This window comes from Alteriqipengyuania flavescens, from assembly GCF_030406725.1.
GTDB lineage: Bacteria > Pseudomonadota > Alphaproteobacteria > Sphingomonadales > Sphingomonadaceae > Alteriqipengyuania_B > Alteriqipengyuania_B flavescens.
On record NZ_CP129107.1, the window covers coordinates 1321168 to 1345323 of the forward strand.

At 59.7% G+C, this 24156-nt stretch carries 15 protein-coding genes and 1 pseudogene; 11 read left to right on the forward strand and 5 right to left on the reverse strand.

Annotated elements, in window-relative coordinates:
* Positions 1-191: 191 nt before the first annotated feature.
* Positions 192-674, forward strand: coding sequence for a hypothetical protein (locus QQW98_RS06840; RefSeq protein ID WP_290136775.1), 483 nt, complete (start codon positions 192-194; stop codon positions 672-674).
* Positions 675-724: 50 nt separating this feature from the next.
* On the opposite strand, the pseudogene QQW98_RS06845 reads toward QQW98_RS06840, so the two are convergent.
* Together QQW98_RS06845 and QQW98_RS06850 are read right to left on the reverse strand one after the other, a co-directional pair.
* Positions 725-1902: pseudogene (locus tag QQW98_RS06845) on the reverse strand (IS3 family transposase).
* A 44-nt stretch (positions 1903-1946) separates the two neighbouring features.
* Complete coding sequence (locus QQW98_RS06850; RefSeq protein WP_290136776.1) at positions 1947-5978, reverse strand: DUF4011 domain-containing protein; 4032 nt, start codon at positions 5976-5978, stop codon at positions 1947-1949.
* Positions 5979-6176: 198 nt separating this feature from the next.
* Here QQW98_RS06850 and QQW98_RS06855 point away from each other — a divergent pair, with 198 nt between their 5' ends.
* The 10 genes from QQW98_RS06855 to QQW98_RS06900 all read left to right on the forward strand — a co-directional run bounded on the left by QQW98_RS06855 (position 6177) and on the right by QQW98_RS06900 (position 18487).
* Positions 6177-7730 (forward strand): class I SAM-dependent DNA methyltransferase, encoded by a 1554-nt coding sequence (locus QQW98_RS06855; protein ID WP_290136777.1) that lies wholly within the window; start codon positions 6177-6179, stop codon positions 7728-7730.
* Positions 7723-9036: a restriction endonuclease subunit S gene (locus tag QQW98_RS06860; protein WP_290136778.1), complete on the forward strand. Its 1314-nt coding sequence runs from the start codon at positions 7723-7725 to the stop codon at positions 9034-9036. The genes QQW98_RS06855 and QQW98_RS06860 overlap by 8 nt, the downstream gene beginning before the upstream one ends.
* A complete protein-coding gene (locus QQW98_RS06865; protein WP_290136779.1) occupies positions 9033-9425 on the forward strand; it encodes a hypothetical protein in 393 nt (130 codons plus the stop codon). The genes QQW98_RS06860 and QQW98_RS06865 overlap by 4 nt, the downstream gene beginning before the upstream one ends.
* Positions 9426-9445: 20 nt before the next feature.
* Positions 9446-11209, forward strand: a complete 1764-nt coding sequence (locus tag QQW98_RS06870; RefSeq protein ID WP_290136885.1) for a GmrSD restriction endonuclease domain-containing protein — start codon at positions 9446-9448, stop codon at positions 11207-11209.
* Complete coding sequence (locus tag QQW98_RS06875; RefSeq protein ID WP_290136780.1) at positions 11209-14421, forward strand: type I restriction endonuclease subunit R; 3213 nt, start codon at positions 11209-11211, stop codon at positions 14419-14421. Before QQW98_RS06870 ends, QQW98_RS06875 begins: the two co-directional genes overlap by 1 nt.
* A 235-nt stretch (positions 14422-14656) precedes the next feature.
* On the forward strand, positions 14657-14944 hold the full coding sequence (locus QQW98_RS06880; RefSeq protein ID WP_290136781.1) for an Arm DNA-binding domain-containing protein: 288 nt from the start codon (positions 14657-14659) through the stop codon (positions 14942-14944).
* 19 nt (positions 14945-14963) lie between these two features.
* Positions 14964-15725, forward strand: a complete 762-nt coding sequence (locus tag QQW98_RS06885) for a hypothetical protein (RefSeq protein ID WP_290136782.1) — start codon at positions 14964-14966, stop codon at positions 15723-15725.
* A gap of 12 nt (positions 15726-15737) precedes the next feature.
* On the forward strand, positions 15738-16424 hold the full coding sequence (locus tag QQW98_RS06890) for a hypothetical protein (RefSeq protein WP_290136783.1): 687 nt from the start codon (positions 15738-15740) through the stop codon (positions 16422-16424).
* Positions 16421-17776, forward strand: coding sequence for a phospholipase D-like domain-containing protein (locus tag QQW98_RS06895; protein WP_290136784.1), 1356 nt, complete (start codon positions 16421-16423; stop codon positions 17774-17776). The genes QQW98_RS06890 and QQW98_RS06895 overlap by 4 nt, the downstream gene beginning before the upstream one ends.
* 360 nt (positions 17777-18136) lie before the next feature.
* Positions 18137-18487, forward strand: a complete 351-nt coding sequence (locus QQW98_RS06900; RefSeq protein WP_290136785.1) for a hypothetical protein — start codon at positions 18137-18139, stop codon at positions 18485-18487.
* A 290-nt stretch (positions 18488-18777) separates the two neighbouring features.
* On the opposite strand, the gene QQW98_RS06905 is transcribed toward QQW98_RS06900, so the two are convergent.
* The 3 genes from QQW98_RS06905 to QQW98_RS06915 are packed head-to-tail and all read right to left on the reverse strand — an operon-like array spanning position 18778 to position 23940.
* Complete coding sequence (locus QQW98_RS06905) at positions 18778-20076, reverse strand: alkaline phosphatase PhoX (protein WP_290136786.1); 1299 nt, start codon at positions 20074-20076, stop codon at positions 18778-18780.
* A 13-nt stretch (positions 20077-20089) separates the two neighbouring features.
* Positions 20090-21106, reverse strand: a complete 1017-nt coding sequence (locus QQW98_RS06910; RefSeq protein ID WP_290137090.1) for a phytase — start codon at positions 21104-21106, stop codon at positions 20090-20092.
* Positions 21106-23940 carry a TonB-dependent receptor gene (locus QQW98_RS06915; RefSeq protein WP_290136788.1) on the reverse strand — a complete coding sequence of 945 codons (2835 nt, stop codon included), beginning with the start codon at positions 23938-23940 and terminating at the stop codon, positions 21106-21108. Before QQW98_RS06915 ends, QQW98_RS06910 begins: the two co-directional genes overlap by 1 nt.
* Positions 23941-24156: the final 216 nt, after the last annotated feature.

Below are 24156 nucleotides of genomic sequence, written 5' to 3' on the forward strand. Positions count from 1 at the left end.
TTCCATGGCAAAGCAGTGTCGCGATGCAGCGTGCCGGGACAGAACCCCGAGCCGGAGACCTTAATTCGAGTCGCGCTAACCCTGTGAACCCGAACAAACTCGTGCGCGTTCGACTGGCGCTCGAGGTCGCGAAATGACATTTTCGACACTGCTGTCCACATCCGTGGTCTCGCTCGCCCAGCGAGGAAACCATGGCGAAGGCAGCTGCCGGCAACGGCAATGAAATTAAAAAACCAAGGAGCGCCTGTCCGAATTCGGGCAGTGCCGCGCATACATCGACGAATAACGCGACACGCTCGTATCTCACGAAGCCCCAGGTTCGCGCAGCAATTGCGGCGCTCGACCTTCGGGCAAATTCAAAGCTCATGCGAATGGCGCGAATTCGCGCTTTTACCGCCGGGTTCGACACGGAAGACATCCTGCAGGAAGCGATTCTACGGACGCTAACGTCACGCAGCTGCCCTGCCGGACTCAAGATGGAGTATTTCTTGATGGCGGTCATGCGTTCGATCGCAAGCGCCATCATTGCCCGGCGCAAGAGGGACGAAGCTCGTTATTGCAGCGAACTCGACCTAGTGGTGTCGCCGGTGGCACCAGACGAAGCCTGCGAAATCGCCGAACACTCCGATGCTTGGCGGCAGGCTTTCGACGACGTCGTCGGGGGTTTGACGTGACCCCCTGATTTTCCTCCAGTCTCGATTAGAGTCGGGCGGTTGTTGCACTGCTACCCAACGTCGGACCACTTAGGTCTGGAGTTTTCCGCCTTTCTCATTTCCGGTGGGCTGGATGCACCGGCTGAGTTTGCCAGCATTATCGGGGGGATATTCCCGATCGCGCTGTGCGGTCGCTCTTCGTTGTAGTGTCTACGCCAGGCCTCCAGTTTTTCGCAAGCATCTTGCAGCGACAGGAACCAATGAGCGTTCAGGCATTCGCTGCGCAGCTTGCTGTTGAACGCTTCGATAAAGGCATTGTCCGTGGGCTTGCCAGGGCGGGAGAAGTCCAGGATCACACCGCGTTGGTAAGCCCACAGATCCATGTCCCGAGAGATAAACTCACTGCCATTGTCCACCCTGATCGTCTTCGGATAGCCGATCTTCCTGCATGCCTGATCCAGCGTGGCGACCACGTCCTCACCGCGATAGCTGAACCGGGGATCGATCACCGGCGATAGCCGGGAGAACGTATCCACCACCGTCAGGATCCGCAGCTTGCGACCAGTCGCCAGCTCATCGTGCACGAAGTCCATTGCCCAGACATCGTTCGGTCGGACCGCCGGCGCACGATCCTCTCGCAGCTTCGCCTTCACTCGCCGCTTGGGCGTCTTGTTGCGCAGCTGCAGGCCCAACTCCCTGTAAAGCCTGTAGACCTTCTTCAGGTTCACATGCCAACCGTCCCGACGCAGGATGTAATACACACGCCGATAACCATAGCGGACATGGGTCTCGCAGATCTCCTTGATGCGCTTCTTCAGAAAGGCCGGATCGGTTCGGCGGGACTGGTAGTGATAGGTCGACCGATCAAACTGCAAGGCAGAACATGCCCTACGGATCGTCACCTGCCAGTCCTGCCGAACAGCGTCGATAATCTCGCGCTTCCGATCCGGCCTTAGAGCGTTGGCCGCGCTTCGCTTGGCCGTCTGCGACTCCGTTTGATGACATCCTGCAGCATCTCGCGGTCCAGCGTCAGGTCAGCGACGATCCGCTTCAGTCGGCCGTTCTCATCTTCCAGATCACGCAGACGTCGCATCTCCGACGGCATCAGCCCCGCGTATTTCTTCTTCCAGTTGAAGTAAGTCGCCTGGCTGATACCTGCCTTACGGCACACCTCCGCCACCGGCGTGCCTTCCTCGCCCTGCTTGATGACGAACGCCTTCTGCGCGTCCGTGAACTTCGATGCCTTCATGCCGTAACTCCTCGTCCAGCCAAGGATGTCTACGGCGGAAAACTCTAACTGCGAATGGTCCAGTTTTCAGGTGGCAGAGCACTATGGAAGCGCCATCCCAGATGCTCCAGCACGCCTTGACGGAGGCGATCGCGCTCGCGCGCCCACAAGGCCGAATGGTATGTAGCTCCGTCGCACTCAACCGCCAGCAAATAACTTCCCGGTCTGTCAGGGTGGCGGATGCCCAAATCAATCTTGAAGCCTGCTGATCCCACCTGTGGATCTGCAAGGAAACCGAAGGACCGTATGGTGTCCGCGACATCCTCCTCAAAGGGGGTGTCGGCTTCCTCGCCAGTCGGCATATGCTCGACGAGCTGGCGATGCTTCGCAAATTCGAGGAAACGTTTGAGAACGCGCGGCCCATCCCGTGAAGCGCGACTTACATCAAGTTCGCCCGGGTCGAAGGAAGCGAAGATTTCACACCTAAGCCTAGCCCGCGTGAAAAGCACATTGAGACGACGTTCGCCGCCTTCGGAGTTAACCGGGCCGAAACTCGCGCCGATCATTCTCCCGCCAGGTTCCGTCGGGCCATAGCCGACGCTGATGAAAATCACGTCGCGCTCGTCGCCCTGAACGTTCTCGATATTCTTGACGAAGACATCCTCAGCACCGCCTTCGCGGAGGAAATCGTCAAGAATGGCGTCCTTGCGACGAGCAAGTTCAAGGAGTTCGGTGATCGTATTTTTTTGCGTTGCAGAGAACGTAACTATTCCCAGTGACTGGTCCGGCATCGTCCGTGCGTGATTTGCAACGGCCTCTACCAGAGCTTCGCCCTCCAGCCGATTATCGCGACGACCACCCTTGTCATATGCGCCTGGGACCTGGGTGAAAACGAGGCCGTAAGCTGGGTCTTTCTCCAATGGCGAAGGTGGGAGTATCAAGCGGTCCGCGTAAAATTCGCGGTTTGACACGCGAATGAGCGAAGGATCCCGCGATCGATAGTGCCATTCGAGCAGGCGGGCACCGAGGCCCCGCGCCTCGCACAGGGTCAGGATGCTTTCCAGTTCTGCCAGCTGGGCGGCGCCACCAAGCAAATCCTCGTCTTCGAGCTGTTCATCGTCGTCTTCATCTTGGCTGGCACTGGTAAGTCGGTCGAAGAAGGAGGTCGGTGGGAGCTGTTTTTGATCGCCGACGACGACGATCTGGCTAGCACGGGCGATCGCACCGAGCGCATCCTCGGGGCGCACCTGACTGGCTTCGTCGATAAGCAACAGATCGAAAGAAAGCATCCCTGGTGTCAGATATTGTGCCACCGAGATGGGGCTCATCAACAGCACCGGTTTAATGCGCTGGATGGCATTTGGCGCCTCCGAAAACAGGCGACGAAGCGCTTTGTGGCCACGTTTCTTCCCCATTTCGCCGCGCAACACCTTCATTTCTCCCAACGCACCGCGCGGGAGCTGGCCGAGATGGTTGGCGACAATATGCGTTACGTTGTCCCGCAGATGCTGCTTCTCGAGTTTGGTAAAGTCTGCAACCAGGGCGTTGCGATCGACGCTGCTGAGCTCCCGCAACGCCGGTTCGGCGCTTAGTGCACGTTCCCAAATCGCTTCCGCCCTTGCAAATTTGAGTTCAACGACAGCTGCATCGGCAGCGCATTCCCCGGACGCCATGCGATCGGCGAGAGAGCCAGCGCCAGCGGCGTCTACCTTTGTGCGAGCGTCGATAAGGGCGGCCCACTCTGGATACCGTTCTATTGCCCCTGACATCTGCGCCAGAGCGCCGGCGATTTCGGCTAGTTGCGCATCGTTCCATCCTTCTTCGAAGCGGTCATCAGCTATCCCGAGACGATCGCGAACAAGCGCGACTGATGTCCGTGCCGGACCCGCCAACTGTTTGATCTTATCCACCCAATTTTCGCGCTCCCTGGCTACGGCAGTGGAAACGAGGAAATCGGGTTCGGCATCAAGATCGGCGTTGGCTAACGCCACTCGCGCCGCCCATGCCCGGACAGCCTCAATGCCCTCCCAATCGGTCCGCTCGCCGCGCCAGTTTTCGCCAAGCGCGGCCCGACAAAATTCCTCCTCGTGCCCCCATTCATTCCGGAGCCGGGAAACTTGCAAAAGCCTATCGACTAGCTCCACACGCTCATCGGCAGATTTCGGCAGCTGATCGTTTAGCAATCCCGCAAGTTCACGTGAGGCATTGCGATAAGGGCTGCCCCAGCGAGCGAAGAATGATGTTGTCCCTGCGACGAGCGGGGCGCGAAGATGCGCCACATCACTCGTGAAGGCGTGCTCAATGAAGTGGTCGCTGGCCGCATCGCGTTCTTCGCGCCACCGGCGACCAGATGCCAGGGCCTCAGACAAGCGGTCAATGTCACGGCATTGCAGAAGCTCTCTGGCAAGGTTGCCATCGACCTCTTTCAAGCCGGAGAGTGCAACCAAGAGTTCTTCGACCGGCGCGACCAGGTCGAACCAGCCGCCTTCAGCCAATCCGAGAGAATCCAAAGCGGCATTCATGACGCTATCAAGGGCCGTTACCGCTTCCCGTGCCTCATCTAGCATCGGCCGCAATCTTGCCTGATCGACCGGCTGAAGCTGCGTCACGGTTACTGTCCGGAACGGATGTTTGGCTGGATCGCCAGCCTCCTTCAGTGCGCCACCATAAAGCTTGAGTGCATCCACCGCTTTGCTTTCGGCAGCGCGATCCATTTCAGCCAGGCCGTCTGCAGCGAAAGTTGGCGGCGGCGCTTTCAAGCCCATGAAGCGCGCTTGGCGGCCCAGCATCCCGAACGCCGTTTCGCCTGTATCGCCGATCGGCGAATGGAGAGCCTGGGCGATGGCGTTGAGCTTGTCTCGGCTATGCTGCAGCGCTTCTGGCCTTGCGGGAATTGCAGGCACGGCGGCACCTGCGTTGAGGGTTCGCTTCAGCTCCTCGAGCACCTGGCGTTTGTTCGCGCTACGGGAATGCAATTCAAGACAGATGTCTGCCAAGCCGACTTTTACCAACCGATCGTGCACGACCTCCAGTGCGGCCATCTTCTCGGCCACGAACAAGACGGTTTTGCCCTCCTGCGCGGCAGCCGCGATGATGTTGGCGATGGTCTGACTTTTCCCTGTGCCCGGCGGCCCCTGCACGACAAGGTTGCGACCAGACCGGGCCTCTTCGATTACTCGGGCCTGGCTTGCATCGGCATCGACTACGTGGAAGATTCTGTCCGGCGGCAAGACATCGTCGAGCTTGTCCTCTTCGCCAAAAATTGCGTCGTCGTCGCCCTCGAACCCTTCATAAAGGAGGCCTTTGACGAGCTCGTGGGTTTCCAGCGCGCTATCGGGCCAGACATCGATATCAAGGTCGCGATACATGAGCAGTTTCGAGAACGAGAAGAAGCCCAGTTGAATGGCATCACGGTCGATTTCCCAGCGATCGCGCTCTTCGACAATTTCCTCGACCTCGTCGAAGTATTGCGATGGCTGCCAGTCCTCGCCGATTTCAAGTTCGGGAAGAACCAACCCGAAATCGTCCTGCCATCGCTGCTGGAGCGGAAGGTTCGTAATGAGATCCTCACCGCGCATGCGAATGTCATATGTCGAAGTGCGCTGGTTGCGGACAAGTTCCACCGGAAGAAGGACAAGGGGCGCTTCTCGGCGAACTTCGGACTTCTCATCCTCAAACCAGGTGACGAAGCCGAGTGCCAGGTAGAGGATGTTTACCCCTTGCTCCTCCTCGGCGGTGCGCGCATCCCGCGCGATCTTCAGGAGCTTCTTGGCAAGAGCGTCCGGCCCCAGCGGGCTTTCCAGCAAGTTGTCGGTGTAGCGGTTCTCGTCGAAAGTCTCCGTTTCACCCGTATCTTCCGCAAGCAGGATTTCCCCCTGCTCGTGTTTGTCCTTGCCAAGGGCGCGAAAGCGCATCGTTTTGCCACTCGGAAGGATGGCGTAGACGTCATCTGAGCGTTCGTTGATAATATTCACGACGGCGCCGCGCGTGTTCGCCCTGTTGACGTGCACGAGCCGGTTGCGAGTGCCAGTCTCAACCAGCCGGCGCCGCGTCTCATCGAACAGCTTGCGCACTTGCGGATTGGCCTCGGCGTTCATTCAAATTCCCCTGTTCTACCCTGTGATGGGTAGTCAATTTACTTGCTGAAAATCAATATAATGCTGTGGCATTGCGTAAGGCTTATTCGGTTTTCATCGATCACCTACAGCAAGATTGTGCCAATTTGCCTAGATGGGCGTAGCGAGACCCTTTCCGCCTTGCTATCCCGTCGCAGCCGCATGGTATGAGGGGTAAGAATGGCAAAGAAAGCAGACAGTTCTAAGGGCGGCGACCTCGGTTTCGAGGCCGAGCTGTTCAAGGCAGCGGACAAGATCCGCGCCAATATGGAGCCGTCCGATTACAAGCACGTCGTCCTCGGTCTGATCTTCCTCAAACATATTTCCGATGGCTTCATGGCCAAGCGCGCCGAACTTGAAAAAGAGTATCCGGACGGCGTCGAGGACGAGGACGAATACCGGGCCGATAATGTCTTCTGGGTGCCGAAGCCCGCACGTTGGTCGCACCTGCAGGCGAGCGCGAAGCAGCCCGGCATCGGGAAGCTGATCGACGAGGCAATGCTCGAGATCGAGAAGGTGAACCCTTCGCTCAAAGGCGTGCTGCCGAAGGACTACGCCCGCCCTGCGCTCAACCCCGTCATGCTGGGCGAGCTGATCGACCTCATTTCCGGCATCGGCTTCAAGTCCGACGAGGGGCAGAGCCGCGATGTGCTCGGCCGCGTCTATGAATACTTCCTCGGCCAGTTCGCCGGTGCAGAAGGCAAGCGCGGGGGCGAGTTCTACACCCCGCGCTCGGTCGTGCGCACCATGGTCGAGATGCTGCAGCCGCATGATGGCCGCGTATATGACCCGTGCTGCGGATCGGGCGGCATGTTCGTGCAGTCGGAGAAGTTCGTCGAGAATCACGGCGGACGCATTGGCGACATCGCCGTCTATGGTCAGGAGTCGAACCATACGACCTGGCGGCTCTGCATGATGAACCTGGCGGTGCGCGGAATCGACGCAGACATTCGCTGGAACAGCGACGGCAGCTTCCACCGCGACGAATTGCCAGACCTGCGCGCCGATTACGTGCTCGCCAATCCGCCGTTCAATGTGTCGGACTGGGGCGGCAACCGTCTGCGTGAGGACGGGCGCTGGAAGTTCGGCATTCCCCCTGCGGGAAATGCGAACTTTGCCTGGCTGCAACACATCCTGCACCATCTGGCACCGGCGGGCACGGCGGGCGTGGTGCTGGCCAACGGCTCGATGTCTTCCACGCAGAGCGGCGAGGGCGAGATCCGGCAGGCAATGGTCGAAGGCGACGTGATCGACTGCATGATCGCCATGCCCGGCCAACTGTTCTATTCGACGCAGATCCCGGTGTGCCTGTGGTTCCTTGCCAAGGACAAGTCGAACGGGCTGGTCGGCGATGCCAGGCTGCGCGATCGGCGCGGCGAAATCCTGTTCATCGATGCCCGCAAGCTCGGCCATATGGTCGACCGCACTCGGCGCGAGTTCTCGGATGAGGACATCGCGCGGATCACCGACACCTACCACGCTTGGCGCGAGGGCAAGGATTACGAGGACGTGCCTGGCTTCGCGTATTCCGCCAACCTCGAAGAGGTGGCGAAGCATGGCTATGTGCTGACGCCGGGGCGCTATGTCGGCGCGGAAGATGTTGAGGATGACGGCGTGCCGTTCGCGGAGAAGTTCGCATCGTTGCAAGCGACTTTGGAGGATCAGTTTGACGAGGGGGAGCGGTTAACGGCGACGATCCGGGAGAAACTGTCTCAGGTCTTCGCCAATGATTGATTGGCAGCCTAGTTCTCTCGCCGAGCTTATCGATATCAAGCACGGTTTCGCTTTCAAAGGGCAGCACTTCGTCGATTATCAGACCAATGATGTGCTCGTGACGCCCGGCAATTTCGCGATCGGGGGAGGCTTCAAGTCGGACAAACTCAAATATTATGACGGCCCTGTGCCTGACGAGTATGTTCTTCAGCCAGGGGACCTAATCGTCACCATGACCGACTTAAGCAAACAAGCTGATACCCTAGGATATTCGGCAATTGTGCCGAAAGACGGTCCGCGATTGCTTCACAACCAACGTATCGGTCTCGTGACGTCGAAAGACAAGGCGATCAGTCTGGACTTTCTCGGGTGGCTGATGAGGACACCGGCCTATAGGAACTGCGTAGTTGGCAGTGCCACAGGGTCGACCGTCAAACACACATCGCCGACCCGGATCAAAGAATTCGAATTTCTTCTTCCGCCGGAGAACGAGCAAAACTCGATCTCGGCGACTCTCAACGCCCTCGACCATAAGATCGAGCTGAACCGGCGGATGAACGAAACGCTGGAGGCGCAGGCGCGGGCGCTGTTCCGCGACTGGTTCGTCGACTTCGGCCCTGTGAAGGCCAAGATGGCCGGCGATACCCCCTATCTCGCGCCGGACCTCTGGTCGCTCTTCCCCGACCGCCTCGGCGATGCTGGCGTTCCGGAGGGGTGGAAGTTCTCTCCCCTCACAGAGCATTTCGAAATTATCGGAGGTGGCACGCCAAAGACGTCAATCGCGGATTATTGGAACGGTCCGATTCCCTGGTTCTCTGTTGTCGACACGCCTTCAGCCTGCGATGTTTTCGTTTTCAGGACCGAAAAAACCATAACGCAGGAGGGCATCGAGAATTCGTCTGCCAGAATTGTGCGTGCAGGAACGACAATTATCTCGGCGCGAGGAACGGTCGGAAACCGCGCAATTGCCGCACAAGATCTGACCTTTAATCAGTCTTGTTATGCCCTTCAGGGCCTTAGTGGTGCTAGCGATGAATTCGTTTATCTCGCAGCGGGCCACATGGTCGATCGCTTGAAATCGATGGCGCATGGGTCGGTGTTCTCCACGATAACCCGTAAGACTTTCGAAGGTCTCTCGCTGGCTCAGCCGAATGAGGCGCTTCACGAAGCATTCCGAACCATCGTTTCGCCGCTATTTTCCAAGATTCGAGCGAATGTCGCGGAAAGTCACACGCTTGCCCAGACCCGCGACCTGCTGCTGCCCAAGCTAATGTCCGGCGAAATCCGCGTCGGCGAAGTATCGAGCAAAAAGCTTTCTGCTGCATGAGCGACGATCTGGACTCGGCGCTCTGGAAAGCAGCGTGGCGGTTCTCCGACACCCGTATCCAAGCACTCGCGCGCAAGGTGATCCACGCCATGCAGCGTATGCCGGCAAGCGGCATTTTCGGGGATGATTACCGGTTCAAAACCGTTTGGGACGAGTATTGCCACGAGGCGCAGGAAGGCCCGCATCCGATGCTGGAAGCGGCATTCGACCAAACCGTCGCTCCGATGATAGCGTGGCACATCGACCAGCTGGATCACTCAGAACGCCAGCTGTTGGAAACTGCGCTGGCCGAAGGTGCAGAAGAGTGGGGCGACATCGCAACGGTCGTCCGTAAATCCTTGCAAGGGATTGCGATTGCTCGCGATTTGAGCAAGTTCGCAAACTACTGATTATGTAGCAGGGGGTGCGCATGAGTGAATTGAAGACCTGTTTCAAGCGCGTCGATTACGACCTTTCGAGCCTGCTGCACTTTATAGACGTTGGCGATATCGGTTTACCAGATATCCAGCGCCCGTTCGTCTGGAAGAACGCCAAGGTCCGCGACCTGTTCGATTCTATGTATCGCGGCTTCCCGGTGGGCTATCTCCTGTTCTGGGAGAATGCGGTCGAAAGCGGCGCAAAGCAGATCGGGTTCGATGAAAAGCAGCGAGATGTGCCCGCTCGCCTGATCGTGGATGGGCAGCAGCGCTTAACCTCACTCTATGCCGTGTTCCGCGGCCAAAAGGTGCTCGACGAGAATTACGCCTATCGCCAGATCGAAATCGCCTTTCGCCCTAGCGACGGCAAATTCGAGGTGGCGGATGCTGCCATTCGGCGCGATCCGGAATGGATACCCAACATCTCGCAGCTATGGTCTTCGGGTGCGTCGAGCCGCAAGCTGGTCAATGGTTTCATCGACAAGCTGGGCCAGAAGGTGGAATTGAGCGAGGCCGAGGAAGAGCACATCGCGCACAATCTCGATCGCCTTTTCGACCTGCAGAAGTATCCGTTCACAGCGTTGGAAATCGCGCAATCGGTTGAGGAAGAGCAGGTTGCCGACATCTTCGTCCGGATCAACAGCGAGGGGGTGAAGCTGAACCAGGCTGACTTCATCCTTACCCTGCTGTCGGTGTTCTGGGAAGAAGGACGCACCGATCTCGAACAGTTCTGCAGGGCGGCAAGGGTCCCGGCGAAAGGTTCGGACTCGTCGCCGTTCAACCACTTTCTCGAGCCAGACCCTGACCAGCTTCTCCGCGTGGCAGTGGCGTTGGCTTTCAACCGTGGGCGTTTGAAAAGCGTCTATCAGGTCCTGCGGGGCAAGGACCCGGACACCGGCGAATACGATCCGCAGCGCAGACAGGACCAGTTCGACATCTTGGCGGAGGCGCAGGCGCACGTCCTCAACCTCAACAACTGGCACCAGTATTTCAAGGCGCTGGTCGGCGCGGGTTTCCGCAGCGGAGAGCTCGTTTCATCCACCAATGCGCTGCTGTTTGGCTATGCCTTCTACCTGATCGGCAAGGTTCGTTTCGGTCTGGCCGAGCATCAATTGCAGCGCGCAATCGGTCGCTGGTTCTTCTTCGCGTCCCTAACCGGTCGCTACACCAGTTCGCCCGAAACCGTGATGGATGGCGATCTCGCCCGCATACGCGAAATCGATACCGGTGACGCCTTCCTGTCGTGGCTCGACGGAGAGATCACCAGCGAGCTGACCAACGATTTCTGGCAGATCACCCTCCCATCGCAATTCGACAGTTCGTCTGCCCGCAACCCGCAGCTGTTCGCGTTCTTCGCAGCGCAGAACCGGCTCGGCGCACCAGTGCTGTTCTCGCACAAAACCGTTTCGGATATGCTGGATCCCACGATCAAGACGACGAAGAAGGCGCTGGAGCGGCACCATCTGTTCCCTAAAGCCTGGCTTGAAGCGCAAGGCGTAAGCGACCAGCGGATGCGCAACCAGATGGCGAATTATGCTCTGGTAGAGTGGCCGGACAACATCGACATCAGCGCCAAGGCGCCGCAAGACTATGTGCCGCAGATCAAGGTTCGCTTCTCCGATGAGGACTGGGCCGAAATGCATCGGTCTCATGGCTTGCCCATGGGATGGGAGGCGATGCCTTACGACCAGTTCCTTGAAAAACGACGTGATCTTATGGCGAGTGTCGTGCGCCGCGGTTTTGAGAAGCTCGCGTAGTGGGCAAGTTCGTCGAAGATCACGTCGAGGAAGCGGCACTCGAGTGGCTCGGTGAACTAGGCTGGACGATCGCGCACGGACCCGATGTGTCTCCGGACAGCCCGCAGCCTTTGCGCGCTGCGTACCAGGATGTAGTCTTGATCGACCGTCTGCGCGATGCAGTGGAGCGGTTGAACCCATCAATCCCCGCTGACACGCGCGAAGAGGCCATTCGTCGCATTCTGGCAAGCGAAACGCCATCGTTGGTGGAGGAGAACAGGCGGCTTCATCAATACTTGGTCGAGGGCGTGCCTGTCGAATTCTACGACGACGGAAAGATGCGCGGAGACCGTGTTCGCCTGATCGATTTCGGTGGCAGCGGCGGTTTCGATCAGAATGACTGGCTGGCCGTGAACCAGTTCACGGTTATCGAGCAGGGACACAATCGCCGTCCAGATGTGGTGCTGTTCGTCAACGGCTTGCCGCTCGGCGTGCTCGAGCTGAAAAACCCAGGCGATGAGAACGCGACACTCTCCGGCGCCTTCAACCAGCTCCAGACTTACAAGGCGCAAATACCGGCCCTGTTTCGAACCAATGCTGTCTTGGTCACCTCTGACGGCATCAAGGCGCGTGTCGGTTCGCTTACAGCAGATGAAGAGCGCTTCATGCCTTGGCGTTCGGTCGACGGCGAAACCATCGCGCCTACAAGCGATCCCCAGCTCGAAACTCTCATCAAAGGGGTATTGGACCGGGGCAACCTGATTAGACTGCTGCGCGATTTCACAGTATTTGGCGATACCGGCAGCGGGATTGTCAAAATTGCCGCGGCGTATCACCAGTTCTTCGCTGCCAAAAACGCCTTGTCAGCAACGCTTCGTGCTTTGCCCTATGCGACTGCTAGAGGCGACGGCCCGTTACGTGAAAGTCCGCTCAACTATGGCCTGCCAAGTCAGACAGAGCAGGCGCCTGGCGACAAGAAGATCGGGGTAATCTGGCACACCCAGGGATCGGGCAAGAGCCTGCTGATGGCGTTCTATGCCGGCCTTCTCGTCCGCGATCCTGCATTGGAAAATCCCACCGTTGTAGTCATCACGGACCGCAACGACCTCGACGACCAGCTGTTCGGCACCTTCTCCATGTGCAGCGATCTCATCCGTCAGAAGCCGGTTCAGGCCGACAGCCGCGATGATCTGCGCGTGCAGCTTGACCGAGCGGCGGGCGGGGTGATTTTCACTACGATCCAGAAATTCGCGACGGCCGAGGGTGAGGACGAACTCGCACCAGTTAGTGAGCGGCAAAACATTATTGTGATGGCGGACGAAGCGCACCGGTCACAATACGGCTTCCGCGCGCGCATCGAGCCCAAGACCGGCAAACGCGCTTATGGCCACGCAAAGTATCTGCGCGATGCCCTTCCGAACGCATCATTTATTGGGTTCACCGGGACGCCTATCGAAAAGGACGATGTGAACACGCCAGCGGTGTTCGGCGACTATGTCGATATCTACGATATCAGCCGTGCGGTCGAAGACGGTGCCACAGTGCCGATCTATTACGAAAGCCGATTGGCGCGCATCGAGCTGCCGGAAGATCAGATGCCACTTATCGATGCCGAGGTGGAGGAACTGACTGAGGACGAGGCAGCCTCGGATCAGGAAAAGCTGAAGGCCCGCTGGGCCGCAGTCGAGCGTTTGGTGGGCTCCAAAGCACGGTTGAAGCTCGTCGCAACCGATCTGGTCGAGCATCTCGAACGAAGGCTTGAGGCGTTAGACGGCAAGGCAATGGCCGTGTGCATGAGCCGCCGTATCTGCGTGGCGCTCTACGACGAAATTGTCGCTCTTCGTCCGGAATGGCATTCCGACGATGTGTCGCAGGGCGCGGTGAAAGTTGTGATGACCGGCAGCGCCTCGGACCCTCAGGAATGGCAGCCGCACATAGGCGGGAAGGCACGCCGGGATGAGCTGGCGAAACGTGCCAAGGATGCGAGTGACCCCCTCAAGCTCGTATTGGTGCGCGATATGTGGCTAACCGGTTTCGATGCTCCGTCGATGCATACGATGTATATCGATAAGCCGATGCGCGGCCATGGTCTGATGCAGGCCATCGCGCGGGTGAACCGCGTTTTCCGCGATAAGGAAGCCGGACTTGTTGTCGACTACATCGGTATCGCCCAAAACCTGAAAGCAGCGCTTGGCATCTATTCGCCATCCGACCGCGAAAAGACCGGTATCGACGAAAAGCTGGCTATCCGCGTGATGCTCGAGCGGTTCGAAATCGTAAGTGCCATGTTCCACGGTTTCGATTGTGGGCCCGGAATGCGCGGAACGCCGAGCCAGCGTTTGAAATGTCTCGCCGAAGCGCTCGAATGGATTTTGGCTCGTCAGCACGAAGCGGCGCAGAAGGAAACAGCCGACGAAGCAAGGAAGACCGCGCATCGGCGCTTTCAAGACTCGGTCTTAGCCTTAAGCAAGGCCTTTGCCTTGGCATCCGCAAGTGATGAGGCAAAGGCCATCCGCGATGAGGTAGCTTTCTATCAGGCTGTGCGAGCCGCGCTGGTCAAAAGTAGCGGTGCTACGAAATCCAAGAAGGATCGCGAACTCGCGGTTCAACAGCTGATCGACAGATCTGTCGTCTCGACGGAAATTATCGATATTCTGCAAGCGGCGGGTATGGCCTCGCCAGACATCTCAATCCTATCCGATGAATTTCTGGCAGAAATGCGCGATAGCGAGCGGCCCAATCTGGCGCTTGATGCCCTAAAGAAGCTGCTGGCCGACAAGATCCGGTCCAGGTCGCAAACCCACGCTGTCGAAAGTCGGAAATACTCCGAACGGCTTACGGTCGCCATCGCGCGCTATCACACGAATGCAGTCAGCACCGTCGAGGTGCTGCAGACGCTGATCGAACTCGCAAAAGAAATACGCGAGAAATTGGCGCGAGGAGAAGAGGGAGGTTTGTCCGATGAGGAGATTGCCTTCTACGAAGCCTTGGCGGACAATGAGAGTGCCGTCGATATTATGGGCAATGACAGCCTCAAGATCATTGCTGCTGAACTCGTCGAGAACCTCAAAGCGAATGCAAGCGTCGATTGGGCGCACCGTGAATCGGCACGAGCGAGGATGCGCGTCCTTGTGAAACGCATCTTGCGCAAATACGGTTATCCGCCGGACCTCCAGGACGCGGCTGTGCATACCGTGATCCAGCAGGCCGAACTGCTAGCCACGTCGTGGTAGCTAACGACGAACAGCACTCTCCCTCTATACTGTCAGAGTGTCACGAAAATTCTCCAATGATTAGAGTGCCCATCTTTGTCCTCTATGGGGCACCATCTGTTCTTTCGCCAAAGCTCGCGGGAGATTGCGAAAGTCTCTGAAATAGCATATAAAAATCGTCAGTGTTGACCGCTGGCGATCGCTGAAGATCGGTTTCGACCTGGGGGCCTCGGGGGCCTTTTTTGCCCGAGGCCCCATGGCGTTATCCGACCTCCAAGTGAGACAAGCGTGCCCGCGCGAACGCGACTGGAAGATCTTTGACAGCGGTGGCCTGGACCTGCTGGTGCGGTCCAATGGTTCTAAGCTATGGCGGATGAAATATCGCTACTACGGCAAGGAAAAGAAGCTGTCGTTCGGGCGCTATCCCGAGGTCGGGCTCAAAGAAGCACGCTTGCTGCGCGACGAGGCGCGGGTGGAGATAGGCCGCGGTGGTGATCCTGCGCGCTCCCGGGTTTCCCCAGTGGACACAGATCGGCCAAGATAGCGGGTTGGATCCGTTGGGAATGCAGCGACCGGTCGAGGTCCTCTTCCAGTCGCTCGTACCTGGCATCAGCACGATCACGCTTCGCCTGCGCTACTATTCCTTCTTCGCTTGGGTGCTCGAGGCCTTCGCGAAAGTCGAGCAGAAAAACGACCCGCGCGCGTTCAACACGTTCCATAGGCGGGCTGAGGTCTTGCTGGCACTCGCAAGCGCCCGAGAAGGCAGCGAGGTCGGCGTAACCGGTATTGACTGGGCATGGCGCCGGCTCTCGGAGGCGGGAGAGGACGAGGACAATGGTCAGGTGATCGCGTTCGACCTGGCGGCCGCACCGGACGCGCCCCTCGAGGACCGCTACCTTCGCAACAAGGGCGGTGCGTTCGGCGCCATTTACTCGACGCAGATGTACGACATGGACCTCGTCGAGCTTTACGACGAGGACATCGGTATCCCCTATTGCACCAGCGCGGCGCTGCTGCCGCTGGCGGAATCGTTCGAAGAAGCGGTAGGCTCCCGGTCGGGTGAGTTCCTCGAAGCGCTCAACGACGGAAAGGCCTCGCTTTCCCAGCTCGACGACCTCGCTGTCTTCCTGCCATCGAGGGTCGAACCTGGGAGCACGGAGCAGGCCGCACTCGTCGATGCTTTGCTCGGTCGGCTTGGCAAGGCGTCGATCGAGAACGCCCGCCGCCGTGAAACGCTCAGGCTGGTGTTGGCGCGGGCCGAGGCGGCGGCGAAGAGGCCGAGGACCGAAGAGCTCAAGTGGGAGTTCTTCGAGCTCGCTGACTAGCCCGGTAACAATTTGTCGAGCGAGGTCTGCGAGGCGTGGGCGCTTTACCAGGCGAGCGACCTCCTCCGGCTGGCCTACGAGTGCCTGCTCAAGGCGTCTCTAGTCGAAGTGCGCGGCGGGGTAGGTGGAGGGCTCACGATCGGCGCGACCGTGGCCAGCTTGGTTGAGGCAGCGGAGGCCCGGCGCGAGACAAGTTTCGAGGACTTCCTCGCAAACTCAGGAAAAAACGAGACGACGAGAGAGCTGACCGAAGCGATGCTCTCGGCCCAGAAAAGGGGTGAGACTGACGAGATGGTGGCGGGCGCGGTTCGCCTCCTTGCCCGGCTCTACAGGCGCACTGGAGAATTTAGCCCAGGAGTCCTCGAGTGGTTGAACATCGACGAGTACTTTCAGTCTCTCGTGACGGAGGTAAAGTTCTACGAGACCCTGCTACGCCTCCCGACGAGCGAGGCACTCGGCCGGATCGTCACCGATCGCGACATTAAGAGACACCTGTGGGTCGCCTCGCGCAAGCTTCGATACAAGGCATACACCTTTCTGCTGGAGCCCGACGAGGGCACGTTGCGTTATCGTGACGACTTCCGGATTCCGCCGAGCAGCCCCCGCCTCGACCAGGCGATCCAGTTCCTCGTCGACGGCGGCCTCATAGATGAGAGCGGCATAACCCCGCTAGGTAGGGCGGAGCTCGCGAAGGCATGAAATACTACGACGTCTTCGGTGACACCGGCTACCACTCGGCATTCCTCACGACCTTCTCTTTTACCGCGCAGGCGTTCGAGGAAGTCCCGCTCCCCAAGCTCAGGGGAGCGGGTTGCCGGAACGTCACTGTCCTCGCGGACCAGTCGATGCCCAACCTAAGCCTCGAGGAGTTTGGCCTCCCGCGTTTCGCGGGTTCGCTCTACCACTTGGCAAAGGTCGACGTGCCCGGCGCCTTTCACCCTAAAGTCACACTCCTGCTCGGCAAGGAGAAGGGGCAGCTGCTGGTGGGGTCGGCCAACCTTACCGCCTTGGGGATCGCGGGAAACAGGGAGCTCGTCGCTGACCTCTCGTACGCGCGGGAGGATCCTAGGTTCTTGCCGCTATTCCGGGAAGCCTTCGAATACATCGAGCCCTACACCCCGGCCAGCGACCCGTGGTTCCCGGTCGCCCGCCACCGCGCCCTGTCGCTTTCGCCGTGGCTCGCCGGTGAAGGGTCGGCGGACGGAGAGGATGCTCCCGACGGACTCGCGCTACTACTAGACCGAGGCCCCGCGACTATCCTCGAGCAACTGGTCGCCAACGTCGGCGACGACGAGATTAGCCGACTGATCGTCATGTCCCCCTACTGGGACCGCAAGCTCGAGGGCCTCAGGCGGCTCCGCGTGGCGCTGGGCACGCCAGCCATTGATCTCCTCATCGAGAAGAGCAGGGGCGAGTTCCCGACAAGCGCTTACGACGCTTCTGCCGGCATTGAGTCGTTTGACATAGAGGGCGAAGGGAACGGGCGCTTCAACCACGCGAAACTGGTCGTCGCGCTCGGCCGCGACTGGGACCACGTCATGTCGGGAAGCGTCAACTGCACCGTCCCTGCCCTGCTCGGGCCTACGGTTGCCAACGGTAACGCGGAGGCGGCCGTTTACCAGCGGGTAGCGCCGGGCACGGCGCTCGCGCGGCTCGAGCTGGACGGCTATCGCGGGGCTCAACTTGATCCCTCTTCGTTGCCGGAACCGGTCTACTCCAAGGTCAAGGCCGAGGAAAGAGGCCCCCGCGAGGCGGGCACCTTCCAGCTTCGTCGCAGCACGATCACGTGGAAGCCTGCGCCGGGCTTGAAATTCGTACCAACGAGCGCCTGCCTCCTCGACAGGCTAGGCGCAAGCCCGTGGGGTGACCTCGCCATAAGTGCCCTCGAGGAAACCGGCTGGTCCATCGCCCTCGAGCCCGAGCGGCCCCGGGCAGCCCGAGTCCAGTTCGCCGAACGGCAGCTTATCAGCCGTGACCATGGTGCTCGACTTCGACGTCCTTGCTCCCTCCACGCTCCCCTCGAGCGGTGGCAGAAAGGCAAAAGTTGCTGACCGTTTGCTGGGAGCCACCCAAGAAGACCTCGAGCTCGTTGGCTTCCTCGCCGAGCTAGAGACCATTGAGCTCCACGAGATCGGGTCGCCCTCGACGAAGTTTGCCAAGGCCAGGGTGGGCGACACGAGGGAAGAAGAGCGGACCTATTCCACCTTGTCTTACGACGACTACGTGAAAGCGCGAGAAAGAAGGGAAGCTTCAACCGGCTCATCGACCTTGTCTCGCGGGATCTCTCCGAGGAAGAGGACGCGGAGCTGAGGCGAACTGCCTCACAGGATCCTACCGCAAACGAACCTAGCGCAATAACCGAACAAGAAGCGGTGTGGGAAGAAGTCCCAAAGGCACAGCGACCCACGCAAATGCCCGAGGAGAGGGCGCTACGAGAGGCTCGATCTGACAAGATCGTCGAAGCGATCGCAGCTTTCGAGACGAGAACCAAGGCGCTCCGTGGTAGGCCGATCACAACGACCGAGCTGGTCTGGCTCAGGCTCCTGCTACAACTTGTCCTGAACTACGCCGAGCCCGCGGACGGAACCGCCGTCGGGGCGGGAACCCTGCCGCTGGCGGACAAAAAGGGTTATGGCTGGGCCCGTCTTCTCGGTCGCCTCCTCATGCAGCACTTCGGGACCTTCCTCGCGCTGCAGGCTCTTCGGCTCGAAGAAGACGAGAACGAGCAGCTGCGCGTGATCGAGTATTTGGCCACCGCGTAGTTCGCTGCGCAGACGGCGAGACTCGGAATTGCTGGCCATCCTCGTGCAGACGTCCTCAGGAAGCCGATAGACCCGGCAAATCTGGTCCGCAACGGGCTTACGTCACTAGCGCGGCCGCGCAATGCAAAGCCTTTGACAATTTCGTTCATCGGTAGCCTGTTCAGCGTCCGGCAGTACGACTCAGTCGGTTGACTGAAAATGGGCCGGGAGCGGAACGTCGGTTTTGAACAAATATTGCTCTGGAGCTGCCATTAGCGGCACGTTGAGTGTCTGCAGCTGCTATTCCGTCGTCAGCGCAGCCACGGCCCCGTGATCGCCAGCGTCGCCGTGGGGCTATAGGCATTGACGAAGAGCGTCATGCCGTCAGGCGACCAGCAGGCCCCGGCCAGTTCGGTCTGCGTCCGCAACCGCGCGAAGGGATAGGCGTGTCCGTCCGGCGTGATCCCGCGCAAGTGATTGTCGACCACGTCGGTGTATTGGTCTTCACAGACAATGAGGTGGCCGTTGGGCGCCACTGTCAGATTGTCACCATAATTGAACTGGTCGGGCGAGGTGCTTTCAAAAAACAGGTCCAGCCGGCCTTTGCCGGGGCTAAAGCGGAACACCTGCCCGAGTTTTGCCGCGCCGCCCGATGTGCAGCAGAAGAAGAGCTCTCCGGTTCCCATATGGATGCCTTCGCCCCGCGCGAAGAGCGTCGCCCCCTTTGCCGCTCCGCGCTGCCGCAAGTCGTCTTCGGGGCTGGCGACATTTTCGAGATCGATCCACCGCACCTTTGCCGCACCGCCCGGCGCCATGCCGCGACCATCCCAGTTGCGGCTGTCTGCAATGCCGTCGGCAGCCAGCGCCTGAAGCTTGCCGCCAGCGAGAAGCTTGCCGGGCAAGGCCGGAATGAAGCGATAGAGAAGGCTGTCGTCGCGGTCCTCGGTCATATAGACAATACCGGTTTCGGGATCGACTGCAGCGGCTTCGTGGTTGAAGCGGCCCATAGCCTCCAGGGGGACAGGGTCCACCAGGCCCGGAGCGCTGGCGGGAACTTCGAACACCCAGCCATGGTCGCGCCCGACACCGTCCCCCGCACGTGTCATGTCTTCTTCGCAGCTCAGCCAGCTCCCCCACGGGGTAACGCCCCCCGCGCAGTTACGAATTGTGCCAGCGAGCGACCGATATTGACGCTCGACCTTGCCGCTCGCGGCATCGAGCACCAGCGTGGTCGTCCCGCCGGGAAGCACTCCGCCGCCGCTGCGCCTATCGAAGCCCGAAACAAGCTCGCCGCCCGCATCATGCTGCACCTTGAGTTCGTGATTGCGCACAAGGGCGAGCTTGCCCTTGCCAAGGCCGAAGCAGCCCATGCCATCGGCGCGATCGGGCACGGTGCCGCCGTCGTCCATCGCATCGCCAAGCCGCGAGATCAGTCGGTAGGAAAAGCCCCTTGGCAGATCGAGCAGACCCGCCGGGTCCGCCTGCAAGGCGCCGTAGGGGCTTGGCGCCGTTGCACCGGTCAACCCGGACTGCCGCGCAACGCAGCCGCTCGCCAGCAGCGCGGCAAACGCGCTCCCCGTTGCCAGGAATGTGCGCCTGTCAGCGTTCATGGCCTTGTCGCAACTACCTGTTGCCTGTCGCATCCAGGATCGCCTCCCAGGATACCAGCTTGAAATTCTGCGCTTGCGGACTGTTGTCGCCATCCTGCGCAACGAACAGGCCGTCCGGGTAGTCGGCTCCGAAACTTCCGGGGGCGAGATCTATCCCGTCCGTTTCCTGCGTTGCGCCGAACGTGCCTGCACCGATGCGAAAGCGGCCCGCAGGTGCCATGTCCGGCAGTCGGTAGAGCGCATAGGCGTTGTCGCCCTGGCTCGAGGCCACGAGGAATCCCCCGTCCGTGGCCTCGGGCCAGATCGCCAGCCCCTCGACATCGGCAACCAGTTGCCTGCCGTCGGTTTCAGCGACAAGTTCACCTTCGGTTTCACCCGGCGCGAAACGCCAGATGCCGCGCATCTCCTCGCCGACATACAGCGTGCCGTCGCGCGGATCGACGACGCAACCTTCCGGTTGCGTGGCAACACGCAAGCTGCGTAGGGAGCGGAAGGATAGCGTCGGCGCAAGATCGATCGCAATCTCGGTGACAGTGCCGTTCTTCAACGGGGAATAGGCGCGCAACTCCCCGCCGATATTCGCCATGCAGAAACCGTACCCTTCGCCTGCGCCCGCCTGCGCTTTGCCCAGCAGCGAGAGTTCGCCGGTCGCGGTGTCGAGGCGGAACACTTGTATTGCCGCGTTGGCCGGATCGTTGCGGTCGCTCGCCGCAACAATTACGCCTTCTTCGCCAAGGTCGACGAGATCGACGTTGTTGACGAGGCCGGCTGCAAAGAATCCGCGTCGCTTTCCGTCCAGCCCGTAGACGTAAAGACCCGCTTTCTTGTCGGTTGCGACGATCAGACTTTGCGCCGGATCAGCGGGATTGCGCCAGATTGCCGGGTCGTCGGCGGCGTCTTCGTTGGCGGTGCCGACCGGCTCCGTTTCACCCGACGCGGCTACGACCGAGGCCGGAAGCGAAACCACTGGCGGCGTGGTGGCGCAACCCGCAAGTGACACTGCGCCCACAAGAGAAACAAGCCCGCGCATCAGAACGTCAACCTCGCGCCGAACTTCATCGTCCAGTTGTAGCGTTCGTACTGATAGAGATTCTTGCCGCCACCAAACGTATTGTAAGCAAAGTATTTGGCGTCGTTGATGTTCACCCATTCATAGTAGAGCTGGATCATGTCACTGACGCGGTACTTCGCGCTTAGATCGAGCTGGAAGTGATCGTCTACGTAACGGTCGAAGTCCGCTTCGTCGCCCAGCTCATCAAGATATTTGTCGCGGTAGGTGCCGGCCAGCCTGATCGAGAATGGCCCCTTTTCGTAACCCAGGGTGGCGTTGGCGGTATGTTTCGATGTCGACGGGAGGCTGATCTTGCGCAGATCGGCCGCATCGCCGTCGATCGGGACCATGCCGCTGGCGTCGGTGTAGGTGTAGTTGGCCTGGACGAGCAGCCCGTCGAATGGCGCGGGCAGTTCTGTGAACGCTTTGGAGAAGCCCAGTTCGATGCCCCAGACCTCCGCGCTCGGCCCGTTGATCGGGATCACGGCCTCGGTAAAGGCTATGCCATTGAACGTATCGTCTTCGCGCACAGTGTCGACGATGTAGTTCTCGATGTCCTTGTAGAAGACCGCGGCTGTCAACGCGGCATTGCGACCGAAGTAGTATTCTGCCGAGGCGTCGAAGTTCCATGCCTTGTAGGGCTTGAGCGCCGGATTGCCGAATTCGCCCTCGCGCTCACCCTCATCATTTTCCTCGACGATGAAGCGCGGCGCGAGCTTTGACAGTTTCGGGCGCACCAGGCTCTTGTACCCGGCAACGCGCAGTATCAGGTCGGGCTGCGCCTCGTAGCGGACATTGAGGCTCGGCAGCCAATCATCGTAGTCCTTTTCGAAACTGACGGGCATAACGATCACGGTGTCGTCATCAGCGATGGAGCTGTCGGGCAGGGTGCCACCTTCCTCGATAAGTGTGACGAGGTTGCCCGAAATGTCGTTCGAGGTGCCTTCGTAGCGGACACCGCCGATGACGCGCAGCGCGGCATTTTCGTAACGGCCGAGCAGGTATCCGGCCATGATGTCCTCGCTGACCGCGTAGTCGTCAGTAGCCGAATCGAACTGTGTGTCGATGTCCTGCAACTCGAACTGGTCAAAGTTGTCGAAGAAGTAGCGCGTCGGACTCGTGAAATCCGCTACCGGGCCGATATCGGTGATCCGGTAAGTCTGCTCTCCAAACACATCGGCCAGCGTGTAATCGTCAATCTCGTAGAATTCGACATCCTTGGCGTAGCTCTTCTCGCGCCAGCGGCCCTTGAAACCGGCCTGCACAGTGAACGTCGCTGAACCGAGGAACATCTCGCGGCCGATGTCGAACTTGGCGGACCATTCCTCATCCTGCGCATCGGACAGCGCGGTCAGCTCGATGTCCTTGAAGCCATAGCCGGCAGGGTCGGCAAATGCTGCGACATTGCCCGCAACGGAATAAAGCGGAACGCGCGGATCGGCGTAGTCGAAGCCGACGACCACACCATCATCTTCAAAGTCTCGCTCGAACTGGGCGGGATCGACCGAACCGGCTTCCTTTTCCGAGGCCCTGGCATAGCTGGCGAGGTATTCCAGGTGCCAACCATCACTGTGCGTTTCACCGCCTGCGACGACAGACCAGATCCGCTGGCGCTCGAAGCGATCCTTGATGTCGCGCTCGACCGTGAATTCCTGATCCGCATCGGAGAAGGTCGCGCTCACGCCGTCAAAGCTGCTCGGGCCGTCGTCCTCGAAATCGCCGAGATCGAAGGTTGTCCGGCGGCGGTATTCCTGATCGTCGAACTGGCTAAAGGCGCTCTTCACATAGAGCTCGGTGTTATCACCCACCTTAAAATCGAGGCCTAGCGTCCCGCTGATGCGTTCACGTTCGACATCGTAATCGCGGTACTGCACTTCGAGCGGGAATACGCCGCCATCGGCATCCACCCAGTCATCCGCTTCGATATTGTCCGTCTCGAACTTGCGCTTGTAATAAGAAACACCGCCTGAAATTCCGACCGTGTCGGACAGCTTCGTTGCGAAATCAAAGCTACCCTTGGGCGTTACCTCGCCCGAATATTCGTTGTAGCTTCCTTCCAGTTTCGCGGCCAGCAGGTCCTTCCTACGCGCGAAGGCGCTGGTGGTCTCGATCTCGACCGAGGCGCCGATGGTGTCGGCGTCCATATCGGGCGTAAGCGATTTCTTCACCTCGATCGATTCGATGATATCGCTCGACACGACATCGAGCGCGACCGAACGCACATCCGATTCCGGCGCAGGCAAACGCACGCCGTTGAGCGAAGTGGAATTGAGTTCCGGATCAAGACCACGGATCGAAACGAAGCGGCCTTCGCCCTGGTCGTTGAGGATGTTGATGCCCGGCAGTCGGCGCATCGATTCGGCCACGTTCTGGTCGGGGAACTGGCCGATCGCATCACGGGTCAGGACATCACTGACAGTGTCCGACGAACGCTTGCGCGAGAGCGCGCTGGCCAGGTTCGCGCTCTGCCCGATGACCAGGATTTCTCTGCCAGTGGTAACGCCGACGGTGATCGTGACGTCAACCTCGCCCGTTTCGGGAACCGACACAGGCTGCCGCACGGTTTCGGCACCGACGTAGCGGACTTCCAACGTGTAGTCCCCTGCCGGAACGTCAGCCAGATAGAAACCACCGTCGGCATTCGTCGTAGCGACGCGGCCAAGCTCCACAATGCGCACCTCTGCGGCACGCAGCGCAACCGTTTGCGATGCGTCGATCACGGTGCCAACGACTTCGCCTGCAAATGCAGGCGAAGCAGCCAGAATGGCAAAAGCGGGCAGCGACATGGTTGCCAGCAGCCGGGTGGTAATCATTGATCTAGACTCCGTCTCTGTTCGGAACGGGCGTTAGGAACTGATTTTGACAGTCGATTTACGGTTTGATTGCAATTTGATGACTCGGGGAATTGCTGAGCGCGAATGATTCGAGCTATTGCTCCGGTGCATCGACCGGCACTTTTGTATGCTGGTATGGCGGTCATTTTGGCCCCGGTTGGGCAGGTAGGCACGGTACACACAGCACCGGCCATA